At 42.6% G+C, this 22,360-nt stretch carries 21 protein-coding genes; 15 read left to right on the forward strand and 6 right to left on the reverse strand.

Annotation, left to right across the window (positions count from 1 at the left end; all coding sequences use genetic code 11):
• Positions 1 to 143: 143 nt before the first annotated feature.
• Positions 144 to 3,314 carry a cytochrome c biogenesis protein gene (gene ccsA, locus LKX84_RS12220; protein ID WP_228237448.1) on the reverse strand — a complete coding sequence of 1,057 codons (3,171 nt, stop codon included), beginning with the start codon at positions 3,312 to 3,314 and terminating at the stop codon, positions 144 to 146.
• Positions 3,315 to 3,436: 122 nt separating this feature from the next.
• Here ccsA and LKX84_RS12225 point away from each other — a divergent pair, with 122 nt between their 5' ends.
• Genes LKX84_RS12225 through LKX84_RS12235 form a run of 3 tightly spaced genes read left to right on the forward strand, consistent with a single transcriptional unit; the run spans position 3,437 to position 5,295 of the window.
• Positions 3,437 to 4,198 (forward strand): Rossmann-like and DUF2520 domain-containing protein, encoded by a 762-nt coding sequence (locus tag LKX84_RS12225; RefSeq protein ID WP_228237449.1) that lies wholly within the window; start codon positions 3,437 to 3,439, stop codon positions 4,196 to 4,198.
• Positions 4,182 to 4,709, forward strand: a complete 528-nt coding sequence (locus tag LKX84_RS12230) for a KdsC family phosphatase (protein WP_228237450.1) — start codon at positions 4,182 to 4,184, stop codon at positions 4,707 to 4,709. The genes LKX84_RS12225 and LKX84_RS12230 overlap by 17 nt, the downstream gene beginning before the upstream one ends.
• A 22-nt stretch (positions 4,710 to 4,731) precedes the next feature.
• Entirely contained in the window at positions 4,732 to 5,295 is a 564-nt protein-coding gene (locus LKX84_RS12235; RefSeq protein ID WP_228237451.1) for a Maf-like protein, read from the forward strand.
• On the opposite strand, the gene LKX84_RS12240 is transcribed toward LKX84_RS12235, so the two are convergent.
• Both LKX84_RS12240 and LKX84_RS12245 read right to left on the reverse strand, forming a co-directional pair.
• Positions 5,296 to 5,526, reverse strand: a complete 231-nt coding sequence (locus LKX84_RS12240; RefSeq protein WP_163633756.1) for a ferredoxin — start codon at positions 5,524 to 5,526, stop codon at positions 5,296 to 5,298.
• A complete protein-coding gene (locus LKX84_RS12245; protein WP_228237452.1) occupies positions 5,526 to 6,770 on the reverse strand; it encodes a peptidase U32 family protein in 1,245 nt (414 codons plus the stop codon). Before LKX84_RS12245 ends, LKX84_RS12240 begins: the two co-directional genes overlap by 1 nt.
• Before the next feature lie 246 nt (positions 6,771 to 7,016).
• On the opposite strand from LKX84_RS12245, the gene LKX84_RS12250 reads away from it, so the two are divergent.
• Positions 7,017 to 9,548 carry a PIG-L family deacetylase gene (locus tag LKX84_RS12250; RefSeq protein WP_228237453.1) on the forward strand — a complete coding sequence of 844 codons (2,532 nt, stop codon included), beginning with the start codon at positions 7,017 to 7,019 and terminating at the stop codon, positions 9,546 to 9,548.
• 111 nt (positions 9,549 to 9,659) lie between these two features.
• Positions 9,660 to 11,372, forward strand: coding sequence for a sodium:solute symporter (locus LKX84_RS12255; RefSeq protein ID WP_228237454.1), 1,713 nt, complete (start codon positions 9,660 to 9,662; stop codon positions 11,370 to 11,372).
• Positions 11,373 to 11,420: 48 nt separating this feature from the next.
• On the opposite strand, the gene LKX84_RS12260 is transcribed toward LKX84_RS12255, so the two are convergent.
• A complete protein-coding gene (locus LKX84_RS12260) occupies positions 11,421 to 12,275 on the reverse strand; it encodes a DUF2911 domain-containing protein (RefSeq protein ID WP_228237455.1) in 855 nt (284 codons plus the stop codon).
• 176 nt (positions 12,276 to 12,451) lie between these two features.
• Between LKX84_RS12260 and LKX84_RS12265 the strand changes: the two genes are divergently transcribed.
• The 10 genes from LKX84_RS12265 to LKX84_RS12310 all read left to right on the forward strand — a co-directional run bounded on the left by LKX84_RS12265 (position 12,452) and on the right by LKX84_RS12310 (position 20,317).
• Positions 12,452 to 12,952 carry an SRPBCC family protein gene (locus LKX84_RS12265; protein ID WP_228237595.1) on the forward strand — a complete coding sequence of 167 codons (501 nt, stop codon included), beginning with the start codon at positions 12,452 to 12,454 and terminating at the stop codon, positions 12,950 to 12,952.
• Positions 12,949 to 13,644, forward strand: a complete 696-nt coding sequence (locus LKX84_RS12270) for an SDR family NAD(P)-dependent oxidoreductase (RefSeq protein WP_228237456.1) — start codon at positions 12,949 to 12,951, stop codon at positions 13,642 to 13,644. The genes LKX84_RS12265 and LKX84_RS12270 overlap by 4 nt, the downstream gene beginning before the upstream one ends.
• Positions 13,641 to 14,954 (forward strand): cryptochrome/photolyase family protein, encoded by a 1,314-nt coding sequence (locus LKX84_RS12275; protein WP_228237457.1) that lies wholly within the window; start codon positions 13,641 to 13,643, stop codon positions 14,952 to 14,954. The genes LKX84_RS12270 and LKX84_RS12275 overlap by 4 nt, the downstream gene beginning before the upstream one ends.
• A 97-nt stretch (positions 14,955 to 15,051) precedes the next feature.
• Positions 15,052 to 16,479: an amidohydrolase gene (locus LKX84_RS12280; protein ID WP_228237458.1), complete on the forward strand. Its 1,428-nt coding sequence runs from the start codon at positions 15,052 to 15,054 to the stop codon at positions 16,477 to 16,479.
• Between the two features lie 89 nt (positions 16,480 to 16,568).
• On the forward strand, positions 16,569 to 17,570 hold the full coding sequence (locus LKX84_RS12285) for a pirin family protein (protein WP_228237459.1): 1,002 nt from the start codon (positions 16,569 to 16,571) through the stop codon (positions 17,568 to 17,570).
• Between the two features lie 15 nt (positions 17,571 to 17,585).
• On the forward strand, positions 17,586 to 18,524 hold the full coding sequence (locus LKX84_RS12290) for an alpha/beta hydrolase (protein ID WP_228237460.1): 939 nt from the start codon (positions 17,586 to 17,588) through the stop codon (positions 18,522 to 18,524).
• Between the two features lie 104 nt (positions 18,525 to 18,628).
• Positions 18,629 to 18,967: a metalloregulator ArsR/SmtB family transcription factor gene (locus LKX84_RS12295; protein ID WP_228237596.1), complete on the forward strand. Its 339-nt coding sequence runs from the start codon at positions 18,629 to 18,631 to the stop codon at positions 18,965 to 18,967.
• Positions 18,954 to 19,406 (forward strand): SRPBCC family protein, encoded by a 453-nt coding sequence (locus tag LKX84_RS12300; protein ID WP_228237461.1) that lies wholly within the window; start codon positions 18,954 to 18,956, stop codon positions 19,404 to 19,406. The genes LKX84_RS12295 and LKX84_RS12300 overlap by 14 nt, the downstream gene beginning before the upstream one ends.
• Positions 19,403 to 19,897: an SRPBCC domain-containing protein gene (locus LKX84_RS12305; RefSeq protein WP_228237462.1), complete on the forward strand. Its 495-nt coding sequence runs from the start codon at positions 19,403 to 19,405 to the stop codon at positions 19,895 to 19,897. Before LKX84_RS12300 ends, LKX84_RS12305 begins: the two co-directional genes overlap by 4 nt.
• Before the next feature lie 9 nt (positions 19,898 to 19,906).
• Positions 19,907 to 20,317: an SRPBCC family protein gene (locus LKX84_RS12310; protein ID WP_228237463.1), complete on the forward strand. Its 411-nt coding sequence runs from the start codon at positions 19,907 to 19,909 to the stop codon at positions 20,315 to 20,317.
• On the opposite strand, the gene murA is transcribed toward LKX84_RS12310, so the two are convergent.
• Together murA and LKX84_RS12320 are read right to left on the reverse strand one after the other, a co-directional pair.
• Positions 20,318 to 21,625, reverse strand: coding sequence for a UDP-N-acetylglucosamine 1-carboxyvinyltransferase (gene murA, locus LKX84_RS12315; RefSeq protein WP_228237464.1), 1,308 nt, complete (start codon positions 21,623 to 21,625; stop codon positions 20,318 to 20,320). It abuts the gene before it with no gap.
• A 15-nt stretch (positions 21,626 to 21,640) separates the two neighbouring features.
• Entirely contained in the window at positions 21,641 to 22,288 is a 648-nt protein-coding gene (locus LKX84_RS12320; protein ID WP_228237465.1) for a DUF4290 domain-containing protein, read from the reverse strand.
• Between the last annotated feature and the right edge of the window lie 72 nt (positions 22,289 to 22,360).

The raw sequence follows: 22,360 nt of genomic DNA on the forward strand, positions 1-22,360 counted from the left end.
GTGAATGTCAACAAGTCCGAAAAGAATTCCGGTTACTTTTTTGGCGTAAAGCCAAAGGTGACATCTATAGCGTACATAATTCTTATAACTTCATGATGAAGCAAAGATGCAACTTTTTTTTAAAGAGAAAAGAAAAATCTTATTTATTTGGCGTAGTGCACTTTATATCTCCAATAGCTGATAGCTCCCAAAATAAAGACCCCTAACACCGTAAACCAAACAAAACTTGGTGTGATCACTTGGTCGCCGCTGGCATAGCTATGCAGCCCTACCAAATAGAAGTTCACCCCAAAATAGGTCATCATAATACTGGAAAAAGCCAAGACACTTGCAAAATTATAGCTCCACTTGCCCCTTAATCCTGGAACAAGACGCATGTGCAGCACAAAGGCATACACCATGATGGAAATCAAGGCCCAGGTTTCCTTTGGATCCCAGCCCCAGTAACGACCCCAGCTTTCATTTGCCCATTGACCACCCAAAAAGTTACCGATGGTCAACATGACCAAGCCGGCTGTCAACGCCAATTCGTTGATTACCGTAAGCTCTTTGATGTTCAAGTCCATGCGCTTTTTGTTCTTTTCGGTCGTTAACACCATCAATAGCAAGGAAACTACTCCCAAGATCATTCCCACGGTGAACGGACCGTAGCTACCCACAATGACCGCTACGTGAATCATCAACCAATAACTATCAAGAACCGGTTGCAGGTTGGCAATGGCAGGATCTACCCAACTTTGGTGGGCAATCCACAGCAACATGGAAGTCACAAACGCACTGGCTGCAATGGTCAGTTCACTTTTTCTTCCCAAAGCCAAACCAATACCCATAGTAGCCCAAGAAACATATAGAATACTTTCATAAGCATCGCTCCATGGAGCGTGACCCGAAATGTACCAACGCAACACCAAACCAATGGTATGCCAAATGAAAAACAGAATAATCGTTCCTTTTAAAAGATATGCGAAAGCATTTAAAATTTTTCGTTCCTTGAAAATTTGGATCATGAGCACCAAGAACAGGATCACCCCCACCATTGCATAATATTTGTACAATCGGTTGAAGAGATCCAGTTTGTTGTAGATGATCTCTGTTTTGATCTTGTTATCGGATGGCAAAACTTCTTCACCGTGATTTTTTTGGTTCTGTTTGAAAGCTTCCAACATTCGGTCCGGTTGGGAGTAATCCCCAGAAACAATCGACTGTTGCAATGAATTCAAATAAAACGGAATGGCATTGCGGATAAAGTTGGAATACAGGGAATCCTGCACCACATAATTCCCTCCACGATAATCCACAGTGGAAACCCATTTGTTGTTCTCATCGTTCAACAAAGGGAATATTTTTACCATATTTCCGCTCAGGGCCATATCTAACAAGCTTAACCTTTCCCCTACTTTTTTAATGTCCTTTTCAAAATTGGATGGATTGGTGGTAGCGGTGGCTTTTTCCAGATAGGAACGAAGTTTGTAAGCTCCTTTTTCATCAAAAAAGTCGGTGGCTTTTACATATTTAGTACCTGACGGAACGCCAATTACTTTTCGGATGCTATCGTTTTGCCATTTGCCCACTTCAATCAAATCCACAGTATACCAAACCCCAGGATTCAACATCATGGAAAGGAAGACCTGATCGGCAGACATTTCATTAAACTTGTCCTTGCCACTTAGTTTTCTCAATAATTCTGATGAAAAGGTGTGAATAGGTTTCATTCTACCGGCACCATCTTGGATGACCAAGGCTCCAAACTTTTCAGCATGTTCCTTGGCAACGGTTGTGGCCTTCAGTACGGAATCAATCTGGGCTTGGGTCGGCATTGAGGAATGCCCATGTTCATCTGTGGATTCTTGAGCATGTACTCCGGTTAAAGTCAGCATTAAAAAAGCTATGGTCAAAGCTGCTTTCTTGGCCTTGATTTTTTCCAACATTTGCTGAAGATCTTTAAATCGGGTATCCCCGAAGAACATGATGCCCATCAAACCAATATAGAGCAAGAAATACCCAGTATAGGTAATCCATGTACCCCAAGCGTCGTGGTTTACAGAAAGAACGGTTCCTTTTTCGTCCTGATCAAAACTGGACTGAAAAAATCGGTATCCTTGATGGTCCAACACGTGGTTCATATAAATATCATAGTCGAAAGGTCGCTCATCATGAACCGTTATTCTACTCATAAAAGAAGCGTAACCTGCCTCGGTACCCGGATATTTTTCAGCAATAAAATCGTTGAGTTCAATAGAAAAAGGCAGTTCATAGATTTTTGAGCCATAACTCAATGCAAAATCCAATCCACCCACATTGATCTTATCCGAGAAGTTGGTTGTGCCCTTGCCTCCCAGCAATTTCACTTCTTTGGATTCCCCATTGGTTGCAATGGAAACCACCAACGCATCCTGCGTTACCTTGGTAATTTCTTCATCTGGAACCTTTACGATACCATAAGTGCCTTTCACGATAGGTTCCGGGATCACAAACTGCATTCCGGCCATGTTATAGAGCGAACGTAGTTGCAGGGTTTGAAGACTATCCTGCACTACGGATCCCTGAAGCTGGTCGGCCATTCGCATGAAATGGCCCTCAAAAGGTGGTTTTAACTGGTAACCCCCTTCTTCCGTATAAAAAATGTTGATCGCGCCAGCCGTTTCATTGTTCAGAGAAAAAAGTACATTGTGTATACTGGCAATTTTACCGTTTTCCAAATAATGTTCATGGCGTTGTCCGTTTCCGGCCTCCACAATCTGAAGGTATTCTGTCCCATTTTCATCGGGAATCAATCCCTTCTCTGCTCCTCGGATAAAATCAACATAAGAAATGGTGAACGGTTGCCCGTTAAAATCGGATTTCCATGGCAAGCTTGTTTTTTTACCTTCCGGGGTCGCCAAAATTTTATCTTCTAGAATACGGCGTTTGGTCTCCCCATTAATTTCACCATCCACATAGGCCGTCAGATACGTTTTATCCGAATAGAATATGTTCTCGGTAGCGCCTTCACGAATAGGCATCATTCCCTCAAAACTGATATAACGGGTTACAAAAGCGCCAACAATGATCAATATCCAAGATAAGTGCAGTACCAAAATGGCCCATTTCTTCCAATTCAAAAGTTGATAGCGATAGATGTTGCCGATAAAGTTGATGACAAAAAAGACCATGATGGCCTCAAACCAAGTCGTGTTGTAGATATAGATTCGGGCAGTTTCGGTGCTGTACCAGCTTTCCACAAAGGTACCTATGGCCATTGCTGCTGCAAAAACCAAAAATAGAACGGCCATAAGTCTTGTGGAAAATAGGGTCTTTTTTAGGATATCGATCATGGAAATTCGGTATGCTTACGGCTGGCAAAAATAAGGCCTTTTTACCATTTTGTTGTTTTTGGCCCAATAAATAATGTTAATTATATAGATGATGCATCAGTCCTAAATTTGTAGTTTTGGGCATGCTCAACGTTGTGCTCCTGGGTACCGGAAACCTTGCCAGACATTTGTTCGCTGCCATATCCAAATCGGATAGGGCAAAAATTGTGCAGGTGGTTGGCAGGAATTTGAACGACTTGGCCTGGTTTTCCCATCATACTGCCGTCTCCAATGATTTTAATGATGTTTTTGATGCCAACATTTACCTGATTGCAGTTAAGGACGATGCCATTGCACAAGTTTCCAAATGTTTGGCCAACAAACCGGGTGTTGTGGCACACACATCTGGGGCTACGGACATGGATGTTCTTATTCCTGAAAACAAAGGGGTTTTCTACCCTTTGCAATCCTTTACCAAAGGTAGGGAGCTCAATTTCAAGAATATTCCCATCTGTATAGAAGCTAAAGAGGAATCATCGCTTCAAGTACTCAAGGAACTGGCAAATTCCATTTCTGATAACGTACAGGAAATTGATTCCGAACAGCGAAAAAAGTTACATCTTGCTGCAGTTTTTGTGAGCAACTTCACCAATTACCTGTACGGCGTTGGTAAAGAAATTTGCGTTGAAGAAGGTTTGTCTTTTGATCTTTTGAAACCTTTGATTTTGGAAACTGCAGAAAAGGTGCAGACCTTTGCCCCGCGTGATGCCCAAACGGGTCCTGCGAGACGGAAGGATCGGTTGAGCATGCAAAACCACCTGAAACTGTTGAAAAATGAAAAACACATCGCTCTGTATCAACTGTTGAGCGATGCCATAAAAGAAGTTTATGAAGAAAAACTATAAAGAGCTTTTGAACAACATCACCACCTTTGTTTTTGATGTGGACGGTGTTTTTACCGACGGCTCTGTACTGATTACCTCTGATGGGGAATTGCTTCGAAAAATGAGCGTGAAGGATGGTTATGCGGTTAAAACGGCCATTCAAAAAGGATATAACGTCTGCATCATTACCGGTGGCACCAACCCTGGGGTGAAGGAACGCCTTAAAGGTTTGGGGGTTACCGATTTTTACATGGGTGCCCATCATAAGGAAGAGCCTATGAAAGAGTATCTGGATGTTTATAGCATTGACCCACAATGTGTTGTGTATATGGGCGATGACCTACCGGATATCCCACCAATGAAAATGGTGGCCCTGGCTACTTCCCCTCAAAATGCAGTGCCAGAGGTGAAGGCCATTTCGGATTATGTTTCCCATAAAAATGGAGGTGATGGCTGTGTAAGGGACATTATAGAACAGGTTTTAAAAGTTCGAGGGCATTGGAACGATAATTTTAGCGCCAAGAATGACTAAGAATCCGCTAAAGGAAAAACTAATGGAAATCAAAATCATTCTGGGATCGGGATCCCCAAGACGCAAAATGTTCTTGGAAGAATTAGGGCTCGAATTTGAAGTTCGGACCAAATCTGTGGAAGAAGTTTATCCCGAACACCTTCAAGGCAAAGAAATATCAGACTATTTAGCCCAATTGAAAGCAGAACCTTTTAAAGCAGAGTTAAAACCCAACGAGGTTGTCATCACTTCGGATACCGTGGTTTGGCACAATGGTGTCTCCTTGGCGAAGGCGGCCGATGAAGAAGAAGCCTTTAATATGCTACGGACATTATCAGGGGACTGGCATGAAGTGATCACTTCGGTATGTTTTACTTCGAAGGACTTCCAAAAAACCGACAGTGCTGTTACCAAGGTGAAATTCAAAGAGTTCACCGATGATGAAATCAACTACTACATTGAGGAATTTGAACCCTTTGACAAAGCGGGTGCCTATGGCATTCAGGAATGGATCGGGATGATCGGAATTGAAGAAATCCAAGGTTCCTATTCCAATGTTGTTGGTTTACCCACCCATTTGGTTTACGAGACATTGATGAACCTTTGATCAAATACTTTTTACCGAAATAATCTTTACCGGACAGGCTTTTGCCGCCTGCTCACAGTTGTCAAAAATATCATCGTCGTGCGATTTGATGGTGTGAAACCCCTTCTTGTTCTGGGAATGCAACAGCACAGATTTTCCATCTTTTTTGGACATGGCAAACTGTTCCGGCGCCATTTCCACACAGTAATTGCACCCGATACACTTTTCGCGCTGCAAGGTCACTACAACCATTAGGCCTCTACCTTATTTTCAACGATTTTGTACAATTTATCGGAAGCCCTGATCCTGAATTCCAAAGGAATGGTAACAGAGTCGCCCTTTTTTCCTGTGGAGATTTGAGCATCATTCACCAACATTTGGGTCACCTTCATTTCTTTGGCTCCCGTGGTAGGGCCAGTAATCAGAATAGTATCACCTATGGAAATATCATACGCCTCAATACTGAATTCCCCAATATTGGTCTTGGGGAAGAAATGGGCTCCTTTTCCGATGTAGACTTTTTTCTGGGTAGCCGAAGAACCAGGAATTTTACTCCACTCCCCTAATTTCTGTCCCAGATAGTATCCACTCCAAAAACCGCGGTTGTACACTTTTTCCAATTCCTGCATCCAAGTGATGACCTTTTCCTTGTCGTAAGTACCATTGTACAAACTATCAATGGCTTGTCGGTAACAACCAATGACTTTGGCCACATATTCGGGTGCCCTGCCCCTACCTTCGATTTTCAATACTTTGATGCCAGCATCGGCCACTTGATCCAAAAAATCGATAGTACAAAGGTCTTTGGGCGACATGATGTACTCGTTATCGAGTTCCATTTCAAAACCGGTCTCCTGGTCGATGACGGTATATTTTTTTCTGCAGTTCTGCTTGCAGGCTCCTCTATTGGCCGAAGAGTTATAGGAATGAAGGCTCATATAGCACTTCCCCGAAACCGCCATACACAAGGCCCCGTGACCAAAAATCTCAATTTCTATCAATCGACCTGATGGACCCTTTATCTGCTCCTTTTCAATTTGATCGGTAATTTTCTTTACTTGTCTCAAACTCAACTCCCTGCTCAACACCATCGTATCGGCAAAAAGGGCATAAAACTTCACCGTCTCTATGTTGGTGACATTGATTTGGGTTGAAATATGCACTTCCAATCCCAGTTCCCTGGCAGAAGCAATTACCGCCTGATCCATGGCAATAATAGCCGTAAGATCGGCCTCCTTTGCTTTTTTTAGCAAGGTTTTTACGATGGAAAGATCGTGATCGTAAATGATGGTGTTCAATGTGAGGTAGGTCCTCACCCCTTTTTCCTTGCATCTTTTGGATATTTCCGGAAGATCATCCAACGTAAAATTTATGGATGCCCTTGCCCTCATGTTCAACTGCTCCACTCCAAAATAAACAGAATCCGCCCCATTGTCCAAAGCTGCTTGCAACGATTCAAAGTTGCCTGCCGGTGCCATCAGTTCTATCTGCTGCATTCCCATCACTTTAATGCTTCAATTTTTTTGCAAAACTACGCTTTTAGCTTGCATAACAAAAAGTTAAGCGGGATTGTTATTTTTCCTATTTCGTTACGATATAAAAACTATGATCTAACTTTAACGGAGAGTTGTGATCCGTAACCCCTTTATTTGCAATGTATGCGCCATGTTAAAACTGTTCTAAATTGCCGAAACCCTAATTTTTATCTTTCTATATTTGGTTCAACCACTAAAGAACCAACCATGAAGCACTTTTGGGTCCATTTTCTGTTTATCCTATTGATCAGTTTTAATTCCTTCGCCCAAAAACCTGATAAACCAACGACTTCGGAAATTTACCACGACCTTCAAAAGTTGAACTTTTTGGGGACCGCCCTTTATGTGGCTGCCCACCCAGATGACGAAAACACCAATCTGATTTCCTATCTATCCAACCAGGAACATGCCCATACCGTGTACTTGTCCATGACCCGCGGTGATGGCGGACAGAATTTGATCGGTTCGGAACTACGGGAACTTTTAGGTGTTCTACGTACCGAAGAGCTTTTGGCTGCAAGAAACATAGATGGTGGGGAACAACGATTTACCAGGGCCAACGACTTTGGCTTTTCCAAACACCCTAATGAAACCTTGAAGATTTGGGACAAGGACAAAGTGTTGAGTGATGTGGTTTGGGCTATTCGGAACATAAAACCCGATGTCATCATCAACCGTTTTGACCATCGTACACCGGGATCTACCCATGGTCACCATACCTCTTCCGCCATTTTGAGTATGGAAGCCTTTGATCTGGCCAATGACGCAACAGCCTATCCTGAGCAATTGAAATCAACATCACTGTGGCAGCCCAAAAGAGTATTTTTCAATACTTCGTGGTGGTTTTATGGCAGTCAGGAAAATTTTGAGAAAGCGGACAAATCCAATTTGGTTAAAATGGATGTTGGTGTCTACTATCCCGAATTGGGTTTATCCAACAATGAAATAGCCGCCATGGCGCGTAGCCAACACCTTTGTCAAGGATTTGGAAGGATGACGGAGCGTGGTTCTTCGGATGAATACATAGAATTCTTGAAGGGCGACAAACCAGCCAACAATGATCTTTTTGCGGGTATCAACACCACATGGTCGCGAGTAAAGGGTGGTGAGGCCGTTGGAGAAATCTTGTACAAAGTTCAGGACAATTTTGATTTCAGGGATCCATCCAAACACCTTCCAGATTTGGTGAAAGCCTACCAATTGCTTCAAAAAGTGGAAGATAACCATTGGAAAACCCTTAAATCCGAAGAACTTAAAAATCTTATTTTGGAATGTGCCGGGGTATATTTGGAAGCCAGTTCCGAATCGGGTACCACAACCCCGGGAAGTGCCGCCAAAATCCGCATAGAGGCTATAAACCGAAGTGCACAGAACATCACTTTGAAAGAAATCGATATTATTGGGGCTTCATCCAAATTGACCCCGAATGTTGCGTTGGCCAACAACGAGGAAAAGAATTTTGAAATCAGTTTTACCGTTCCGGAAAACACCGATTACACTAGTCCCTACTGGTTGAACGAACCAGGAACGTTGGGCACCTACGCGGTGAACGACCAAAGTTTGATCGGTAAACCAGAAACTCCACCAGCCTTCTCAGCCAGATTTGTACTGAATCTTGCTGGTGCTGATATGGCTTTCGATAAACCAGTGGTACACCGATTTTCAAAACCGGACAAAGGGGAACTTTATGAACCTTTTGCCGTTTTGCCTGAAGCCACTTCAAAAATTGATGAAAAGGTACTGATCTTCGCCACGGATGCCGCAAAAGATATACAAGTTAAGGTTAGGGCCGGAAAGGATAATGTGGCCGGCTCAGTTGCCTTGGATCACCCAACTGGATGGACTGTAACCCCGTCCAGTATTCCTTTCAACATTCCACAAAAAGGCCAAGAAGTGACGGTTACCTTTAAGGTTACACCGCCCCATACGGACAGTGAAGGAAAAATTTCGCCCATAATTACCATTGGAAACAAGAAATATGGCAAGGAACTTGTGGAAATTAATTACGACCATATCCCAAGACAATCCATTTTGTTGCCATCCGAAGCCAAAGCAGTTCGAATGGACATTCAAAAATCCGGAGAACACATTGCGTATATTATGGGAGCTGGGGATATGGTGCCGGAAAGTTTGAAACAAATTGGATATCAAGTGCATATCATCGACCCCAATGACATCCAAAAAGGTTCTTTGGATAAATATGATGCGGTTGTAGTTGGAATTAGGGCGTACAACGTAGTGGAAGCTTTGAAATTCAAACAGCCCCTGCTTTTTGAGTATGTAAAAAATGGGGGAACCATGATCGTGCAGTACAACACGGCCGGAAGATGGGCCAGCCAGTTTGAAAATATTGCCCCCTATGATCTAACCCTGTCCAGTGATAGGGTTACCGATGAAAACTCGGAGGTAAAAATCGTAGCGCCAGGGAATGCCTTGATGAATTTTCCAAACAACATCCAAAAAAGTGATTTTGATGGATGGGTACAAGAAAGGGGATTGTATTTTCCAAAGGCTTGGAGTTCAGAATTTACGCCAGTGATTTCCATGGGCGACGAAGGGGAATCACCCACCGAAGGAAGTCTTTTGGTGGCACCATATGGAGAAGGTCATTATATTTACACCGGATTGAGCTTTTTCAGGGAACTCCCTGCTGGTGTATCCGGAGCTTATAAGCTTTTTGCGAATATGCTGTCCGTTGGAAAAAGTGAAGTAAAAAAAGAAAGTAATGTCAAAGGATAATATGGATACCAAAATGGAATGGAAAAAGGAATACACCATAGTAGTCCTTTTGAACGCCATTTATATTTTGATTTTTTACTTCATCATGCTACTAAATAACTAGAATTTTTAATGGCCTTATTAGATTGGATCATTCTTGGCAGTACCCTATTGTTCATAGTAGCCTATGGCGTTTGGAAAACCCGTGGCAGCAAGGATGTTGATGATTATGTTCGTGGTGGAAACGATGTAAAATGGTGGACCATAGGTCTATCGGTTATGGCTACCCAGGCCAGTGCTATTACTTTTTTATCTACTCCTGGCCAAGCTTTTCACGATGGGATGGGGTTTGTGCAATTCTATTTTGGATTGCCCTTGGCCATGATCGTCATCTGTTTGGTCTTTATCCCCATCTACAAAAAATTAAAGGTTTTTACCGCTTACGAAATGCTGGAAGGACGTTTCGATCTGAAGACCCGCACCCTAACAGCAATCTTATTCCTGATACAACGCGGACTTGCTGCGGGAATTACCATATTTGCCCCGTCCATCATCCTTTCAGCCGTGTTGGGATGGGACCTTCGCACTTTGAACATCATCATCGGAATTCTAGTAATCATCTATACCGTTTCCGGAGGAACAAAAGCTGTAAGCGTTACTCAGAAGCAACAGATGTTCATCATTATGTTGGGCATGTTCTTTGCCTTTTTCTTTATCCTTGGAGCCTTGCCTACCGATATTTCCTTTGATAAAGCTTTGAAAATAGCTGGGGCCAATAACAAACTCAATATTCTTGACTTCACCTTCGACACCAATAACCGTTATACCTTTTGGAGTGGTATCACTGGCGGATTCTTTTTGGCTCTCGCCTATTTTGGCACGGACCAAAGCCAGGTACAACGTTATTTATCCGGGGCATCGGTCAGGGAAAGTCAGTTGGCATTGGTCTTTAATGGAATTTTTAAGATTCCGATGCAGTTTTTCATCCTATTGGTTGGTGCCATGGTCTTTGTTTTCTATCAATACAATGCTTCTCCTTTAAATTTCAATCCCGCGGCCACCCAAGCCGTAATGACCTCCGAATATGCTAATGAATATACGGCCCTGGAAGAGGATCATAAGAAAATCGAAATGGAAAAGCAGATTGCCCAACATGCCTTTTCCGGTGCTTTGGAACTGAAGGAGTACAACGCTATTGAGCAGGCCAAACGGGACATTATCAAAATAAACGAAAAGGAGATGGCCAGCAGGGAGGCTGCAAAGGAACTGATTGCAAAGGCCAATACCAAAGTGGAAACCAATGACAAGGACTATGTTTTCATCCACTTTATTTTGCACAATCTTCCCGTGGGATTGATAGGATTATTGTTGGCCGTGATCTTATCCGCGGCCATGTCCTCCACCGCATCCGAATTGAACGCATTGGGTACCATCACCGCCCTTGACCTATATAAAAGAAATCAGAAAAAAGATAAGGATCCCAAACACTATCTCATGGCGACCAAGGGGTTCACTTTGTTATGGGGAATTATTGCCATTTGCATAGCGAACGTGGCCAATCTGTTCGACAATTTGATACAGTTGGTCAACATCATCGGGTCTATTTTCTATGGAAACGTATTGGGTATTTTCCTTCTTGCTTTCTTCTTCAAATTTGTAAAAGGAAATGCCGTTTTTGTGGCCGCCATCGTTACCCAAGTCATCGTTATAATTGGTTGGTATCTGGACTGGATGTCCTATCTATGGCTCAACGCATTCGGCTGTGTATTGGTGATTGTTTTGGCCATTATCACCCAAGGTTTCGATAACTTTTTGGGTAATGCACCAGTTGAAGTAGAAGAATAAAAAAACCCACTTAAAAAGTGGGTCTTTCAATCAGTATTTGAATGCTTATTACATTTCAGCCCACTCTTTTAGTGAGTCTTGGTTCATTTTTACATAATCTTGGTTGCCAGCAGCTTGAGCAGCGGCCAAAGATTTTTTAGCGGCTTCAATGGCACCTTTTTTATCACCCAATTTGGCATAGATCAAAGATTGGGTACGCATCATCCAGTAGGCTTTACCTCCATCCAATTCAACGGCTTTGTCTACCCACTCCTTGGCTTGCTCCATGTTCATTCCTTCACTGAAATAGTATGAACCAGCAGCAAAGTAATCATTGGCGGTAAGTCCTTCGGTTTTGGACATGGTCTCGGTGATGCTTTTAATAGTCTTGTCCACGGTAGGAACCACAAACTTCACACCCACATAGGTTTTTTCCCAAAGAATACCCAAGGAAGCCCCGTTATTGTTCAGGTCATCAATGGAAATGGTAAAAGTTTCAATGTTTTCGGACATTGGATAGGCCTCAACCTTAACAGTGGCAGCAACTTTAGAAGCATCCCATTCTTGTGGATTTCCCCAGTTTTCGGTGTCCGAATAAAAAATAACTTCCCAAACGGCTTCTCCCGGTTTTGTGTATATCGCATAGGTTCCTGCCTTCAATTCTTTGCCTTCTACCACCACATCATCACTGAAGGAAATAGTTGTGTTCTTGTTGGCACCAGTTCTCCAAACAGCATCAAAAGGTACGAGGTTTCCAAAAACCGCCCTACCGCGCATGGATGGCCTGGAGTATTCTACCACCACGTCGGTTAACCCAACTTTCTGTTCCAATTTTTGAAAAGGACTGGGAGCCGGCGTCTGTATTTGGGCATTCACGCTAAAGGATAATGCCGCAACAAATAATAAAAGTGAAATTTTTTTCATAGGAATAGTGTTACAAATGTTTAGTCGAACAAAGCTAAAGATAAAGAAACCCTTCAATTGTTAAGAAAACCTTAAAAACCATTCGTATATATCCCATTGGATAAGTACAATTCGATATTTTTTGTTTAATCTTTTATTATTTTTATTAAACAATATATCTTTGAAAAAAAATGCAAGTGACACTTTATCAACTCCATGCCAAGCAAGCATTGCCAATATCCAAATCGGAGGCGTGGCAATTTTTATCGGATCCCAAAAACCTGAAAACCATAACTCCGGAACATATGGGTTTCGATATTCTTTCTGGAGCTGACAAAAACATGTATCCTGGTCAGATCATTCAATATAAGGTGAAACCTTTTCCCATGTTCAGTACCATCTGGGTTACCGAAATTACCCATGTGAAGGACGGGGAATACTTTGTAGACGAACAACGTTTCGGTCCATATGCCCTTTGGCATCACAAACATTTTTTGAAAGAAGTTCCGAATGGCGTGGAGATGGAGGATATTATCGACTATAAATTGCCATTTGGAATACTAGGAGTCTTAACCCATCCCTTTTTAGTGAAAAACCAATTGCAAAAAATCTTTGCATTTAGGGAACAGAAACTCACTGAACTTTTTGGCAAATTGGATGGGGCACAAAATGAATTGACCCTTAAGAAAATTGGATGATGAAAAATATCTTACTCATTGGTGGATCCCACGGTATTGGTCTGGAGATTGCCACTCAATTGTCTGAGAAAAATCACGTTTACGTTGCCAGTAGGACTATCGGTCAATTACCACAGACCAATATTACTCATATTCCTTTTGATGTACTTGCGGAAAACCTATCGGAGAAAAATCTTCCTGATCAAATACATGGCTTCGTATATTGTCCTGGTAGCATCAACCTAAAACCATTTAAGACTATGTCCGAAGAAATTTTTCGCAACGAAATGGAAATCAACTTCTTCGGTTTGGTCAAAACTGTAAAATCCGTTATAGGTAACATGGAAGAAGGTGGTAGTATGGTGTTTTTCAGTACCGTGGCCGTTTCAACCGGTATGCCATTTCACACCAGTGTTTCATCGGCTAAAGGGGCTATTGAAGGTTTTGCAAGGGCACTGGCAGCTGAATATGCCCCAAAACTTCGGGTGAACGTTATTGCCCCTTCCTTAGTTGACACACCACTTTCGGAGCGATTACTCAATAATGACAAGAAAAGGGAAATGATGGCACAGCGACATCCGCTGAAAAAAGTGGGGTCCGCTTCCGATATTGCGAATGCTGCCATTTTTCTCTTGGATTATGAAAATTCTTGGATCACTGGCCAAGTAATTGGTGTTGATGGCGGGATTTCTACTTTAAACATTAATTCATGAAGGAAACCATTTCCATTTTTTGGTTCAGAAGAGATTTAAGGTTGGATGACAATGTGGGTTTTTATCAAGCCCTAACTTCCGAACATCCGGTTTTGCCGATTTTTATTTTCGACAAGGAAATTTTGGAACAGTTACCCAAAAAAGATGCCAGGGTCAGTTTTATTCACGAAACGGTTCAAGGATTACATCAAAAATTGACCACCGATCATGACAGTGGATTGGCACAGTTCCATGATTCACCCAAATCCGTGTTTGAAAAACTGATGCAAACGTTTGATGTAAAAGCTGTCTTTACCAACCATGATTATGAGCCTTATGCACAAGAACGGGACAAGCAAATCAAGAATCTATTAGAAAAATCCAACATAGCGTTCAAGACTTTTAAAGATCAGGTCATATTTGAAAAAAATGAAGTGGTGAAGGATGATGGCGACCCTTATGTGGTGTACACCCCTTTCATGAAAAAATGGAAGGAAAATTTCATTCCTTCCATTCATTTGGTGAATTATGACACCCTTCCCCTACTTTCAAAAAAGTTGTTCAAAACCAAATCATTACCAAAAATTTCGTTGGAAGAAATGGGTTTTGAAACTTCGGAAATTAAAGTTCCCGATTATTTGGTTTCATCGGATCTTATCAAGAAATATGCTGAAACCAGGGATTATCCTGCCATTGAAAATGGAACTTCCCATTTAGGTCCGCACCTTCGGTTTGGAACGGTTTCCATCAGAAAGATGGTAAAAAAGGCCATTGCGGAAAAGAATGAAACTTTTTGGAACGAACTGATCTGGAGAGAATTCTTCATGCAGATTCTTTGGCATTTCCCTGAAACCATACACAAAGCTTTTAAACCCAAGTATGACCGTATTCAATGGAGAAACGACGAAGAAGAATTTGAACGATGGAAATCTGGCCAAACTGGTTATGCCCTGGTAGATGCCGGAATGCGGGAGCTCAACGAAACAGGTTATATGCACAATCGCGTGCGTATGTTGGTGGCAAGTTTTCTTTGCAAGCACCTATTGATCGATTGGCGTTGGGGAGAAGCCTATTTTGCCGAAAAACTGTTGGACTATGAAATGGCGAGCAATGTGGGAAATTGGCAATGGGCGGCAGGCAGCGGTGTGGACGCAGCACCCTATTTCAGGATCTTTAACCCCATGACGCAAGTGGAGAAATTTGATAAGCAACTTGACTATATCAATCAATGGGTTCCAGAACTTCAGGAACTTACCTACCCTTCCCACATGGTAGACCATAAAATGGCCCGTGAACGCTGTTTAAAAGTGTACAAAGAGGCTGTGGGTTAAAGCTTTTTCAGTAATTTTAGTTCCAGCAGTGGCCCCACGGATTTTTCTTCCAGAATATGGGGTCCTGCATATTTCTAACTAACTGTAAACCTTTAAAATGAAAAAAACCACAACCCTATTGCTTTTGGGATTGCTTTCGCTCAACTTGGCGGCCCAAAAGATGACCAAGGACAAAAATGAGGTCGTTGCCTCTGTTGAAAAACACAAAGAAAACCTGATTCAAATTAGCGACTCCATTTGGGCGTTGGCCGAAACAGCGTTCGAAGAATCCATTTCCGCAGAATTATTGGCCGATTATGCCGAAAAAAATGGAATGACCGTTACCCGCGGAGTGGCCAATATACCCACTGCATTCATTGCTACTTATGGTTCTGGGCAACCTGTGATCAGTGTTTTGGGAGAGTTTGATGCCCTTCCAGGTCTTTCGCAAAATTCTGTTCCCAACAAGGATCCACGCATTCCTGGTGCGCCGGGTCACGGTTGCGGACATAACATGTTTGGTGCCGCCAGTCTAGGTGCCGCCATTGCCATTAAAGAACAGATTGAAGCCGGAAAAATCAAAGGGACCGTTAAATTCTTCGGAACACCTGCAGAAGAGAAATTCTTCGGGAAAGTCTGGATGGTAGAAGCAGGTCTTTGGGATGATGTTGATGTGAACGTTAGCTGGCACCCATCAGCACAAATTGAAGCCGATGTACAAAGCGGACTTTCCTTGGTTGACTTTATTGTGGAATTCTACGGACAGGCTGCCCATGCCTCTGCAGATCCTTGGAACGGACGCAGTGCCGCCGATGCCTTAGAACTTTACACTACCGGTATCAACTATTATAGGGAGCACATTATGCCCACATCAAGAATTCATTATCACATTCAGGATGGTGGACAGGTGGTTAACGTGGTACCGGATTATGCCCGTTTGTGGGTGAGGGTCCGCGATCCCAAACGAAAAGTGATGCTTCCCACCTACGAAAGGGTGAAGGCCATGGCCGAAGGTGCCGCCATTATGGCCAATGTGGATTACAAGATTTCCTTGGTATCCGGTATTTATGAAACCTTGGTGAACCGTGCAGGAGGCGAGATCATGCAAAACAATTTGGAACTTTTGGGTCCCATTACCTATACTGAAGAAGAAACGGAATACGGAAAGGCCATTCAACGTGCCACTGGTAAACCTGAAGTAGGCATGGACGGCGCAGTACACGAATTCAAGGAAACAGAAGATCTTCCCGGTGGTGGTTCTACCGATGTGGGGGATGTAAGTTGGAACGTGCCCAACATCAATTTGGGTGTAACCGTTGCACCGAAGGACACTCCGTGGCACTCTTGGGCCGTAGTGGCCTGTGGTGGAATGAGCATTGGTCACAAAGGGATGGTACACGCTGCAAAGGCCATGGGATTGACCATGTTCGACCTATTCAAAGATCCTAAATTAGTGACCAAGGTGAAAGAAGAATACAAAACCAGAAAAGGGGATGAAAAATATAAGGCCATGATCGATGGTCCTCCTCCAATCCCTGGTAAATAATTTAAAAATTGAGATAAGCCTGCTACATAGCAGGCTTTTTCAATTATAGCCATACCTTTGATGTACAATATTTCAAATTTTTGATTCCCATGAACAACCCCATTATAAAAATCTTTCCATTGAGTATGCCTTGGCAAACCCAAGATCCATTTTTGTTTTCTGTGTATCACCATGATCAGTACCCAAAGGGTAACGGAGAAATGGGACCAGCACCAGAACTGCTAAAGGGAAGAAACTTAGGTAACGATTTCAATCCGCAGGAAAAATGGCGCATGTACCACGGGCAGACCATTCCTGGATTTCCGTATCATCCGCACAGAGGTTTTGAAACGGTAACCATTGTGAACAAGGGTTTTTGTGATCATTCCGATTCGCTTGGTGCCGCAGGTCGGTTCGGTGAAGGAGATGTGCAATGGATGACGGCAGGAAGAGGAGTGCAACATTCTGAAATGTTTCCGCTGTTGAACGATGGCCAAGAAAATCCCTTGGAACTCTTCCAGATTTGGCTCAACCTACCAAAGGCCAGCAAGTTTGTGGAACCCCACTTTAAAATGTTGTGGAATGAAGAGATTCCGATGGTCATCGAAGAAAACGCCCAGATCAAGGTGGTGGCAGGAAATTATAAATTGACTAAATCCATTAATCCTGCCCCTGATTCTTGGGCCGCGGACCCTGAAAATGAGGTAGCCATTTGGAACATTCATGTAGATGCAAATTCGGATTATGTTTTACCTGCGGCAAGTTCATCGGTGAACCGGACACTTTATTTGTATGATGGCGAAACCATCCAAATGACCGGGCAAACCATAACCAACAATCATGGTATTGCTTTGGATTCCATGCAGGAAGTCAACATCAAAACTGGAAATAAAACAGCCCATTTTATTCTGCTACAAGGAAAGCCTATGAATGAACCGGTTGCCAAGTATGGTCCATTTGTGATGAATACCGAATTGGAAATCCAACAAGCCATGGAAGAATACCGACTCACCCAATTTGGTGGGTGGCCTTGGCCCTATCCAGACCATGTGCATGACAAGGATAAGGGTCGCTTTGCCCTTTATCCAGATGGCACTTTGGTGGAAAAATAACGTAACAAGCTCATCATGAAGAACAGGATTTGTATTCTTTTGCTTTTCATTCTTGCTGGTTTTTACCTTGGATACTCCCAGTCTAAGGAACAAGCCATAACCTTGAAAACTGCTTCCGGAATTATTGAAGGCAGCATGCTTATTCCATCCACCCCTGAAAACCCACCAGTGGTACTTATCATAGCTGGGTCTGGTCCAACAGATCGGGATGGCAACAATCCTTTCATGAAGAACAATTCCTTGAAAATGCTGGCCGAAGGTTTGGCAGAAAAGGGAATCGCATCCCTTCGATATGATAAAAGAGGTATTGGGGAAAGTAAGTCGGCAGGGCTAGAAGAAAGCAAACTTCGATTTGAACATTATGTGGATGATGCCAAGGCTTGGGTGGAACTCCTTGCTGGAGACCCCAAATTTTCTAAAATTGTGGTATTGGGCCATAGTGAAGGATCCTTGATCGGGATGATAGCCTCACAAAACAAAAATGTAGCACAGTATATTTCTGTTGCAGGAGTTTCAGATCCTGCAGCCAAAATCTTAAAGGAACAACTTAAAGCACAACCTGCGTTTGTCTCGGAACTCTCCAATCCTATTTTGGATCAATTGGAAATGGGCAAACAGGTAGATTCCGTTCCACCAATGTTATACTCCCTTTTCCGGCCGAGTGTACAACCCTACATGATTTCCTGGTTTCAATACGACCCTAAATCGGAATTGGCCAAGCTGAAAATTCCTATTCTAATTGTTCAAGGCACCACGGATATTCAGGTTGATGTTAGTAATGCAACCGAGTTGTCAGAGGCTAACCCAAAAGCCAAATTGGAGCTTATTGAAGGCATGAACCATATTTTAAAACCAGCACCTGCAGACCGAAATGCCAACATAGCTACCTATAGCATGGCCGAACTTCCCTTAATTGATGGGCTTTTGGAACGTATTACCTCCTTCATCAAATAAATAGCTATTCATTTTCAGCACTATTTTTTCAAATAAAATTGCGTAGTCAAATAACTACATATATATTTGTAGCCATATAGCTTCATATTTTAAATTCCTTCATGATGAAAATAAGAAGAGATCCTTTCCAAGCCATTGCCGACCCTACCCGTAGGGCCATTCTGGTTCTTTTGGCCTCACAGACCATGACCGCAGGTGCTATTGCTTCCAATTTTGATGTGGCAAGGCCCACCATATCCAAACACCTCCAAATTTTGGGTGAATGTGATTTGGTCGCATCCACGCAACAGGGCCGTGAAATGATCTATGAACTTAAGGTCGACAAAATGAAAGAAATTGACCTTTGGTTAGAACAGTTCAAGAAAATTTGGGAAGATCGCTTCAATAACCTTGATGCCTATTTGGCCAAAATCCAAAACGAAAAGAAAAATGGAAAACACTAAAAACCGATCTATAAGTATTTCAAGATTGCTCCAAGCTCCAGTAGAATTGGTCTGGGAAGTTTGGACCACCCCTGAACATATTGCGCATTGGTGGGGACCCAATGGCTTTACCAATACCATCCAAACCATGGATGTGCAAGAAGGTGGCGAATGGAAGCTGACCATGCACGGTCCCGATGGTACCAATTATCCCAACAGAAGTGTATACAAAGAAGTGGTTCCCTTCAAAAAAATTGTGTTCGAACATTTCAATCCACATTTTTTTACAACAGTTGAATTTGAAGCAATTGGACAAACCACTAAGATGGAATGGAGCATGTTATTTGATTCAGAAGAAATGCTTCAAACGGTTATCAAAGCCCATAAAGCAGACAAAGGCATGAAAGAAAATGTTGATAAACTTGAAACTTATCTATCCAACCTAAAATCCAATCCATGAAAACAAGCCTTTTATTTGAATTCACTGCTGACAAGGTGAACAACAAAATTTTGATCAAACGAGAATTTAATGCCGATCAAGATACGGTTTGGGATGCCTTCACAAAACCCGAAATATTGGATATATGGTGGGCTCCAAAACCATTTATCTCCAAGACCAAGTCCATGGACTTTAAAGAAGGTGGTAGAAGGCTCTATACCATGTGTGGCCCCAACGGGGAGGAATATTGGGACCTTGCGGATTATGTTTCCATATCACCCAAAACCAATTTTCAATATGTGGATGGATTTTGTGACAGCGAAGGAAACATCAATACAGAATTCCCCCAATCCAATTGGAATGTTGATTTCCTAGATCAAGGCAGCACCACCCTCGTGGACATTACCATATCCTACGAAACATTGACAGATCTGGAAAAAATTATAGAACTTGGCTTTAAGGAAGGATTTACCCTCGCCCTGAACAACTTGGACGAAATTTTTAAAAAATAACACAGCACCATGCAATCCATCACTATTGAAACCCTTGTTGCAGCCCCAACCGATAAAGCTTGGGATTACTACACGCTACCTGAACATATTACCCAATGGAACTTTGCCGATCCCTCATGGCATTGCCCTTCTGCGGAAAACGACCTTCGGGTTGGTGGCAAATATAAAGCTCGCATGGAAGCCAAAGATGGCAGTTTCGGATTTGATTTTGAAACCACCTACACCGAAGTAGATAAACATAAAAAAATTGTTTACGTAATCGGAGATGGTAGAAAAGTAGAAGTACTTTTTCAACCCAAAGGTGACTCAACCAATGTGAAAATCATCTTCGATGCCGAAAACCAAAATTCCTTGGAACTACAGAAAAATGGCTGGCAGGCCATTTTGGACAATTATGCCAAATACACGGGATCCAATTAGTTATACCCGAACGATGTTGGCCCCAATGGCCCTCAAACGCTCATCTATATTTTCATAACCACGGTCAATCTGTTCAATGTTGTGGATGGTTGAAGTACCTTTTGCCGATAGTGCTGCAATCAACAAGCTCACCCCTGCCCTGATATCCGGTGATACCATTGTGGTGGCCTTTAAGGTTGACTTAAAGTCATGTCCGATAACAGTAGCTCGGTGCGGATCACATAAAATGATCTTTGCCCCCATATCAATGAGCTTATCTATGAAGAACAAGCGGCTTTCGAACATCTTTTGGTGAATGAGCACTTCGCCTTTCGCTTGGGTGGCTACAACAAGGATGATACTCAAAAGATCTGGTGTCAATCCTGGCCACGGCGCATCAGCAATGGTCAAAATAGAACCATCAATAAAATTTTGGATTTCGTACCCTTTATCGTGTTTGGGGATAAAGATGTCGTCGTCCTTCTTTTCAATGGTAATCCCCAATTTTCTGAACACGGTTGGGATTTGTCCCAAATCGTTCCAGCTTACATTTTTGATGGTCAGCTCACTTTGGGTCATGGCTGCAAGTCCGATCCAAGAACCGATTTCGATCATATCGGGCAGCATGGTATGCTCGGTGCCTCCCAATTTGTCCACGCCTTCAATCGTCAACAAGTTAGAACCGATACCGGTGATCTTGGCACCCATTCGATTCAACATTTTACACAATTGCTGAAGATAGGGTTCACAGGCTGCATTGTAGATGGTGGTGGTGCCTTCGGCCAATACGGCGGCCATGACAATATTGGCTGTTCCGGTTACCGAAGCTTCATCCAAAAGCATGTAAGTACCCTTTAGCTTTTTGGCTTCCACTCCATAAAAATGCTCCTCTTTGTTATATCGGAATTTGGCGCCCAGTTTTATAAAGCCTTCAAAATGGGTATCCAAACGTCTACGTCCAATCTTATCGCCACCAGGTTTGGGAATGTATCCTTTTCCAAATCTGGTCAAAAGTGGTCCCACCAACATAATGGATCCTCGAAGGGCCCTTCCATCTTCCTTGAACTGTGATGATTGCAAATACTCCAGATTCACATCATCGGCCATAAAGGTATAGGAACCTTTGCCTTTCTTTTGGATCTTAACACCAAGATCTTCCAAAAGGGCGATCAGTTTATTGACGTCTACGATGTCCGGGATGTTGTTGATGGTAATTTTTTCTTCGGAAAGCAATACGGCGCAAAGTATTTGAAGTGCTTCGTTCTTTGCTCCTTGTGGGGTTATTTCACCGTGTAATTGATGACCACCCTCTATTCGAAATGTACCCATGTATTCCTTTGGCGTTTAAAATCTTTTCTTGCGGCTTCTTTGCCCACCTTTTTTGTTGGTTCCGTTTCTGTTGGATTTGGCCTGTCTGCTTTTCAGAAACTGATTGCTTTCGGTCAAGTTTTCGCCATCCCTTGCCAAATCGATTTGCCCATCACTCATATCTTTCAAATGCTCAAAAATGGCAGTATCCTCAACGGTATCCTTGTTCCAGGTCAAGTAGCACTTTTTCATGTGGTTGGCAATAGCATATTCCAATCCTGAACGCATATCGCCTTTTTCCCATTTAACGGCCACATCTATCATACGTTTGATGTTATTCCCGTAAAACCGATATTTTGGGTGGTTCTGTGGATATTTCAACGGTTCTGGACGTTGCTGCAACACTTCCTTTGAAGTAATGGGAAATGGCGAATCCACATCCAGTTTAAAATCGGACATGATGAACAACTGATCCCATAATTTATGCTGAAAATCAGGCACATCACGAAGGTGGGGCTGAAGGTTGCCCATCACACTGATAATGGCCTTGGCTTCCTTGTTACGTTCCTCACGATCCGCAATGGCAACGGCATGGTCCACCATCTTTTGAAAATGACGGCCATATTCCGGAATATAAAGTTGTGGACGTTCAGTATTGTACTCTAAGTTTTCTACTATATTCAATTTAAAACGTTTAGAAAATTAATAATGGGAAGTCTCTATCCGATAACGTCCGCAAAATAATAAAATTATGGC

Origin of the sequence: Allomuricauda sp. M10, assembly GCF_020782875.1 — a bacterium.
Lineage (GTDB): Bacteria > Bacteroidota > Bacteroidia > Flavobacteriales > Flavobacteriaceae > Flagellimonas.

Bases quoted from the DNA above. Each gene is read 5' to 3' on its own strand.
- LKX84_RS12225 (WP_228237449.1), top strand. From the start codon at position 3,437: ATGCTCAACGTTGTGCTCCTGGGTACCGGAAACCTTGCCAGACATTTG.
- LKX84_RS12290 (WP_228237460.1), top strand. From the start codon at position 17,586: ATGAAGAACAGGATTTGTATTCTTTTGCTTTTCATTCTTGCTGGTTTT.
- LKX84_RS12230 (WP_228237450.1), top strand. From the start codon at position 4,182: ATGAAGAAAAACTATAAAGAGCTTTTGAACAACATCACCACCTTTGTT.
- ccsA (WP_228237448.1), bottom strand. From the start codon at position 3,314: ATGATCGATATCCTAAAAAAGACCCTATTTTCCACAAGACTTATGGCC.
- LKX84_RS12275 (WP_228237457.1), top strand. From the start codon at position 13,641: ATGAAGGAAACCATTTCCATTTTTTGGTTCAGAAGAGATTTAAGGTTG.
- murA (WP_228237464.1), bottom strand. From the start codon at position 21,625: ATGGGTACATTTCGAATAGAGGGTGGTCATCAATTACACGGTGAAATA.
- LKX84_RS12235 (WP_228237451.1), top strand. From the start codon at position 4,732: ATGGAAATCAAAATCATTCTGGGATCGGGATCCCCAAGACGCAAAATG.
- LKX84_RS12260 (WP_228237455.1), bottom strand. From the start codon at position 12,275: ATGAAAAAAATTTCACTTTTATTATTTGTTGCGGCATTATCCTTTAGC.
- LKX84_RS12285 (WP_228237459.1), top strand. From the start codon at position 16,569: ATGAACAACCCCATTATAAAAATCTTTCCATTGAGTATGCCTTGGCAA.
- LKX84_RS12300 (WP_228237461.1), top strand. From the start codon at position 18,954: ATGGAAAACACTAAAAACCGATCTATAAGTATTTCAAGATTGCTCCAA.
- LKX84_RS12250 (WP_228237453.1), top strand. From the start codon at position 7,017: ATGAAGCACTTTTGGGTCCATTTTCTGTTTATCCTATTGATCAGTTTT.
- LKX84_RS12310 (WP_228237463.1), top strand. From the start codon at position 19,907: ATGCAATCCATCACTATTGAAACCCTTGTTGCAGCCCCAACCGATAAA.
- LKX84_RS12245 (WP_228237452.1), bottom strand. From the start codon at position 6,770: ATGCAGCAGATAGAACTGATGGCACCGGCAGGCAACTTTGAATCGTTG.
- LKX84_RS12280 (WP_228237458.1), top strand. From the start codon at position 15,052: ATGAAAAAAACCACAACCCTATTGCTTTTGGGATTGCTTTCGCTCAAC.
- LKX84_RS12240 (WP_163633756.1), bottom strand. From the start codon at position 5,526: ATGGTTGTAGTGACCTTGCAGCGCGAAAAGTGTATCGGGTGCAATTAC.
- LKX84_RS12255 (WP_228237454.1), top strand. From the start codon at position 9,660: ATGGCCTTATTAGATTGGATCATTCTTGGCAGTACCCTATTGTTCATA.
- LKX84_RS12305 (WP_228237462.1), top strand. From the start codon at position 19,403: ATGAAAACAAGCCTTTTATTTGAATTCACTGCTGACAAGGTGAACAAC.
- LKX84_RS12270 (WP_228237456.1), top strand. From the start codon at position 12,949: ATGATGAAAAATATCTTACTCATTGGTGGATCCCACGGTATTGGTCTG.
- LKX84_RS12295 (WP_228237596.1), top strand. From the start codon at position 18,629: ATGAAAATAAGAAGAGATCCTTTCCAAGCCATTGCCGACCCTACCCGT.